8 protein-coding genes are annotated in these 6292 nt (G+C 57.0%); all 8 read right to left on the bottom strand.

Features of this window, described 5'->3' with window-relative positions; all coding sequences use genetic code 11:
- Window positions 1–872, bottom strand: an 872-nt coding sequence (locus ACLQ7H_RS19215) for a DUF979 domain-containing protein (RefSeq protein ID WP_411754045.1), incomplete at its 3' end; no start/stop codon positions are given.
- Window positions 869–1600 carry a DUF969 domain-containing protein gene (locus tag ACLQ7H_RS19210; RefSeq protein WP_411754044.1) on the bottom strand — a complete coding sequence of 244 codons (732 nt, stop codon included), beginning with the start codon at window positions 1598–1600 and terminating at the stop codon, window positions 869–871. The genes ACLQ7H_RS19215 and ACLQ7H_RS19210, both read right to left, overlap by 4 nt.
- Window positions 1601–1666: 66 nt before the next feature.
- A complete protein-coding gene (pxpA, locus tag ACLQ7H_RS19205) occupies window positions 1667–2404 on the bottom strand; it encodes a 5-oxoprolinase subunit PxpA (RefSeq protein ID WP_411754043.1) in 738 nt (245 codons plus the stop codon).
- Entirely contained in the window at window positions 2401–3327 is a 927-nt protein-coding gene (gene pxpC, locus ACLQ7H_RS19200; protein ID WP_411754042.1) for a 5-oxoprolinase subunit PxpC, read from the bottom strand. Before pxpC ends, pxpA begins: the two co-directional genes overlap by 4 nt.
- Window positions 3321–3977 (bottom strand): 5-oxoprolinase subunit PxpB, encoded by a 657-nt coding sequence (gene pxpB / locus ACLQ7H_RS19195; protein ID WP_411754041.1) that lies wholly within the window; start codon window positions 3975–3977, stop codon window positions 3321–3323. The genes pxpC and pxpB overlap by 7 nt, the downstream gene beginning before the upstream one ends.
- Before the next feature lie 224 nt (window positions 3978–4201).
- Window positions 4202–4945, bottom strand: a complete 744-nt coding sequence (locus tag ACLQ7H_RS19190; protein ID WP_059201989.1) for a type 2 GTP cyclohydrolase I — start codon at window positions 4943–4945, stop codon at window positions 4202–4204.
- A 17-nt stretch (window positions 4946–4962) separates the two neighbouring features.
- Window positions 4963–5943: an MBL fold metallo-hydrolase gene (locus ACLQ7H_RS19185; RefSeq protein WP_411754040.1), complete on the bottom strand. Its 981-nt coding sequence runs from the start codon at window positions 5941–5943 to the stop codon at window positions 4963–4965.
- Window positions 5944–5965: 22 nt separating this feature from the next.
- The coding region (locus ACLQ7H_RS19180; RefSeq protein ID WP_411754039.1) for an FAD-binding domain-containing protein at window positions 5966–6292 on the bottom strand (327 nt) is incomplete at its 5' end.

Genomic DNA, 6292 nt, shown 5'->3' with positions numbered 1-6292 from the left:
GCCATTGGCGTCATCAACGTGCCGCAATAGCCGGAGAACATGCCGATAGCCGCCATCACCGCGGGGTTACCACCATGTTGCAGTACCAGGATCGGAATACCGATACCCGCAGTGACAATCGGGAAAGCCGCAAACGCGTTCCCCATGATCATGGTCAACACGGCCATACCGATGGCATACACCGCTACGGCGATAAAGCGGTTATCTACCGCCAGGTATTCCTGCGTTAAGTGGGAGATGGCCGTACCAACGCCCGCAACGGTGAACAACAGGCCAAGGGTAGCCAGGATCTGCGGCAGGATAAAGGCCCAGCCAATGGAGTCCAGCAGGCGGCGAGCCTCCTGCACCGGCTGCAACGCTTTCTCATGGGTCATCTTCACCGCAATAACCAGGCCGAGCAAACAGCCGAGGGTCATAGAGAACAGCGTAACCAAGGTGGCGTGGTTACCGCTGCCAAACACCGCCTGCTGCAGGGAGGGAATATTATTGAACAGCAACACGCCGATCACCGTGACGACCGGGATCGCCAGTGCCGGGATAAACAGGCGATTACCCAAACGTTTAGCGCTGGTCTCACGCTCTTCCGGGCTACGTTGATGATAGCTGCCAAGACGCACACCGCCGAAACCGGCAATCAGAGCCATCACCACCACCAACACGCCCACCACGATATGTAATTGACGCTTGGCTTCCGCCCCGCTGCCAAATAGCCCGTAGGTCCAATCGCCTACCAGGAAAATCAGCCCGTACAAGCCCCAAAATAGACCGGTAGTGACACGGCGTGGGTTGGCCTTATCGCGTAAGGACATCACGGCAACGATCAGGAGTACCGCACCCGCCAGCCAATAAAGATATTGTTGTTGGAAATTCATTGGTCTGTTCCTTTCGCCTGTATCGCCGCCTGGTTAAGCTTGCTCAGTTCGACGGTTAGCTGTTTGTCCATGCGATACAAACGGAAAGAGTGGATCAGGAAGGCAAAGATCGCCGTTGGGATCCCCCACAGTGCAATGTGCAGCGGTTCGGTCTGAATGCCGCCAGATTCCAACATAAAGTTATGCATAAAGATGATCGCACCAAAGGCGACGAAAATATCTTCACCAAAGAACAACCCGACGTTATCGGTAGAAGCAGACATCGCACGCAGGCGGTGGCGTACATGCTCCGGCAATTCGCCATAGCGGCTTTCCGCAGCCCCTTCCGCCATCGGTGCCAACAACGGACGCACCATCTGCGGGTGTCCACCCAGGCTGGTCAAGCCCATGGCGGCAGTCACTTCACGCACAAACAGATAGACGATCAGCAAACGCCCGGCGGTGGCGCTTTTGATTTTGGCAATCCACGCCTGCGCACGCTCTTTCAAGCCGTGGCGCTCTAACAGACCAATCACCGCCAGCGGTAACAGCAGGATCAGCGGCAGGTTACGGGTATTGAGAAAGCCCTCACCGAGCTTTTCCAAAATGACATCCAACGGCATCAGCGCCGCCAGCCCGGTGATAATACCGGCAGCAATCACCACCAGTACCGGGTTAAAACGTAATACAAATCCAACCACGATGGCAGCGATGCCTATCAGTGGCCAGAGGTTTACCGCTTGTTCCATATTCACTTCCCTCTTGTCGCCCTCGGTCTGGCGGGCAATGTTGTGTTTGCTGTAATCATTATTTTTTTATGTGGCGCTGACGCGAATCTGCTGCTGAGCAAAGCTCTCTCTCAACTTCCTGGCATAGGCCAGCGCATGTTCCCCGTCACCGTGCAGGCAAACGGTTTCAGCCTTGACGGAGGCCCAGTCCCCCTCAACGGTTCGTACACGCTGGTGGCGAACCATTTCCAGCGTCTGTTGCAATGCCAGTTCATCACTGGCGATCAGTGCCCCTGGTTGCCCACGAGGCACCAATGTTCCATCGGCCTGATAGCCGCGATCGGCAAACACTTCCTGCCGCGTCGCCAACCCCAGTTTTTCACCTGCGCGGATCAGCTCACTGCCGGCCAACCCCACCAGACGTAACGAAGGGTCTACCGCCAACACCGCACGGGCAATGGCTTCGGCCAGTTCAGGTTCTACCGCAGCCTGGTTGTAGAGCATGCCGTGCGGTTTCACATGGGCCATCACGCCGCCTTCAGCACGGGTAATGGCGGCCAGCGCCCCCAACTGATACACCACTTGGGCATAGACCGTTTCTACCGGTAACTGCATCCGGGTGCGACCGAAGTTTTCCCGATCCGGGAAACTGGGATGAGCACCAATCGCCACACCGTATTGCAACGCCCAGCGCACCGATTGGCGCATGGTCTGCGCATCCCCTGCATGGAAGCCACAGGCAATATTGGCCGAGCTGACCAACTGCAACAGCGCTTCGTCATTCGCGCAGCCTTCACCGAGATCGGCATTTAAATCGACGATCATTTAACCCCCCAGGCAATCTGTTGAATAAAGTGATCCTGCTCGGCCTTGGCGCGCTGCGCTTCTGCCAGGGTGCAAGGGATAAAGTGAAGCGCATCCCCCAGGCGGATCTGCGCCAAGTGGAAGAGATCGGCCTCGATCACGCAGGCAATCCGCGGGTAACCCCCGGTAGTCTGAGCATCGGCCATCAAGACGATCGGCTGGCCGTTGTGAGGAACCTGAATGACGCCAGGTATCAGGCCATGCGAAAGCATTTCCCGTTCAGTAGTGCGCGTCAGGGCACTGCCACCGTGCAGGCGATAACCCATGCGGTTACTCTGCGGGCTGAGCTGCCAGGCGGTGCGCCAGAAGTCGTCCTGTGCCTGTTGGCTGAACTCGTCATATTCCGGCCCGGTCAACACCCTGATCCGGTTGCTGAACAGCGGCTGTTTCACACCGATGACCGTAGTCGGCAGCGCCTGCGGCTTACCCGCTGGCAGCAGGTCGCCCTCTTTCAACTGCCGGCCTTCCAATCCACCAAAGCCCGCTTTCAGATCGGTGCTGCGTGAGCCCAGCATTTCCGGAACATTGATGCCGCCAGACACCGCCAGATAGCTGCGCATCCCGCGTTTCGGCATCTTCAGCGTCAGTTGCTGGCCTTTTTTTACCGGATAGCGCCAGCCTGTCCACAAAGAGTTGCCATCCAACTGAGCATCGCAGCCCGCACCGGTCAGCGCAATCCACCCATTATGGGTAAATTCGGCACTGAATTGCCCCAGCGTGATCTCCAACCCGGCCGCTTCTGGCGCGTTGCCTACCAACAGGTTAGCTATTTTCAGCGCGGGAATATCCAGAGCACCGCCCTGGCTGATGCCCAAACGCCGGAAACCGTTACGTCCCAGGTCCTGGACGGTAGTGTAAATACCGGCTCGCAAGATCTTCAGCATACGCCCCCCTTTTGCGGCACAAAGCGCACGTTATCGCCCGGGCGCAGCAGCGTCGGCGGCATTTCATCAGGATTAAACAGCGCCAGCGGCGTGCGGCCAATCAGTTGCCAACCACCCGGCGTGACCAGCGGATAGATCCCCGTCTGGCCGCCACCGATCCCCACAGAACCCGCAGCAACAGACAGGCGTGGTTCCGCTCGGCGAGGGGTGGCCAGACGCTCAGACATCCCCCCCAGATAGGTAAAACCAGGTTGGAAGCCCAGGAAATAAACCACATACGCGGTGGACGAATGGCATTCCACCACCTGTTGCGGCGTCATGCCGGTATGCCGAGCCACCTCATCCAGGTCGGGGCCATATTCGCCACCATAGATCACCGGGATATCGACGTCGCGAGACTCCGGAACCAGACTTTCGTTGCCTTCCCATCCTTGACGCAGCAGTTCCAGCATCGCCTCGGCATCGGCCTGCGGCGTATACAGCAACAGCGTCAGGTTATTCATTCCCGGCACCACTTCCCGCACGTCAGTGTGGTGATTTAACTTTTCTGCCAATGCCCAGATGCGCTGCTGACTTTGCAGCGTCACCGGGGGTGCCAATTCAAGCACTACAGCGCGTTCCCCTAGCAGGTAATATTGTGCTCGTTGCACCCCAATCTCCTTATACTCGTCGTGTTTCAAGCCGCAGCATGACTGACCGCTCACGAACGAATGAGCGGGTCATTTGATAGCAACTTGAAGTTCACAGGGTATTTTATTATTTGCGAAACGTATCAGTTATGCGGGACGCAGCGTCGGCTGTCAAGAGAGCAACCTTCGGGAAAATAAGGGATTAGCAGCGCTAAAGGGTTCGTTTTACCGAACCCATAGGCAAATCAGGCCGGATTGGGGATATCGATAAAGGTGACGTCAAAACCATGATGTTGCGCTAACCACTCGCCCAACGCCTTGATCCCACCGCGTTCCGTAGCGTGATGACCGGCAGCAAAAAAGTGCACACCCATCTCCCGCGCCGTATGAATGGTTTGCTCAGAAACTTCTCCGCTGATAAAGGCATCAACACCAAATCGCGCCGCGCTGTCGATAAACCCCTGACCGCCTCCGGTACACCAGGCCACCCGACGGATTGCCTGCGGAGCATTATCGCCACAGTGCAACACCGCTCGGCCAAGACGGCTTTCGATACGCTGTTGCAGTTCACCCGCGCTGAGCGGTTGCTCAAATTCTCCGTGCGGCACCAAAGGCTCGATCTCGCCGATCACACGGATACCCAATGCTTTTGCCAACTGTGCGTTATTACCCAGTTCCGGGTGTGCATCCAGCGGCAAGTGGTAGCCATACAGGTTGATATCGTTGCTCAGCAGGGTTTTCAGCCGGTTACGCTTCATGCCGCGCACTGCGGGTGCTTCGTTTTTCCAGAAGTAACCATGATGCACCACGATGGCATCCGCCTGATGTTCCACCGCCGCATCCAACAATGCCTGGCAGGCTGTCACCCCCGTCACGATGCGCTGCACATGCGCCCGCCCTTCTACCTGCAGGCCATTTGGCGCGTAGTCCTGGAAGGCCGCACAGTTGAGTTCGCTGTTGATCAGATGTTCCAGATCGAGGTTACGCATAGTCATCTCACTCTCATTCAAAATTGTTGCCGATCGCCCTGTTCCATCAGGATAAATTTCACCCCCAGATCGTTGCCCTGATCCAGCTGTTGCTTGATGGTAGCACGCACATCTTCCCCCTGTTTCAGGCTGGGCTTAATGTGGCTGATGATCACCGGCAGATCTTTTAACGATCCCTCTCCGCCGCTGTACTGCTGGAGGTTTTTCAGCTCCTTCAGTAGCCAGGCCGGGGTCAGATGACCATACAGATGCTTGTCATCCACCTCGTTCGGATAAGAGGCTTCGATAATCATGCCCTTTAGCTTCTTCTGCTCAATCAGCGGCCCCAGCTCGCGCCAGGCGTTATCCAGATTGCGTGACTGCTCCAGCACGTCCGGCCCGGTATCGCCAAAGTAGGCAAATGATCCTTCACGGTCGGCCACCAGTAACATCGAAGAGGGATAGCGATCGTGGCTAAGTGGGTACATCACCCCGCTCAAACCGGTCAGCCCCAGGGTGACACGCTGCAGCGGGCGTACCGTTTGCAAGCGGTAAGTGCCCAGCCGCGAGCCGTTACCGGCATCGGTAAAGTTGGGCCAGGCTTTCCAGTTAAAATAATGATTGCGCAGCGTCAATACGGTATCGGCCTGCGCATAAACGGTTTTCTTACTGTCTTCTGGTGAACCGAGGATCAGCCCAGCGACGTGATCCAGATGGCCGTGGCTAATGAAGTAACCGCCAATCAGCTGACGGAAAATATAGCCCTGTGGGGTGTAGGGAGCGGCCAGCTCAAGCGTGACCTGCGGAAAACTGCCCTTTTCCAACCCTTTGGCAATGCCCGGCAGCAGCGTCCCGGCATCCAGTGCCAGATACTGCGTCTGGCTATCACTGCGGATCAGATAAGAAGTCAGATTGCCGTCGCTGACGCCACCGTCGACGCCCAGCGCCACTACGTCAAAACCGGCCACGGCCAACGCGGAATAACCGCCCAGGCACAGGGCCAGTAGTTTCTTCATCATCACGAAGCTCCTTGCTGTTACTTTAAAGTCCCCCTCGCTTGGCCGCTTCAAAAGCCGCCAACGTCTCCAGCCGAGCCTGCTGGTGTTGGACTATCGGCGGCGGATAGTTCAGCCTCTGCTGCTGCTTTTCCGCCCAGCGATGGGGTTGATGGAGCTCATTGTCCGGTACATCCGCCAGTTCAGGCAACCATTTACGGATAAAAGTGCCTTTTGGATCAAAACGTTCGCCCTGAGTGGTTGGGTTAAAGATGCGGAAATAAGGTGCGGCATCGGTGCCCGTGGAGGCGGCCCACTGCCAGCCACCGTTGTTGGCGGCCAGATCGCCATCCAGCAATTGGGACATGAAATA

Origin of the sequence: Serratia sp. (in: enterobacteria) (assembly GCF_046715635.1) — a bacterium.
GTDB lineage: Bacteria > Pseudomonadota > Gammaproteobacteria > Enterobacterales > Enterobacteriaceae > Chania.
The sequence above is the reverse complement of the archived record's forward strand: the minus strand, read 5'-3'. Positions and strand labels throughout refer to the sequence as shown.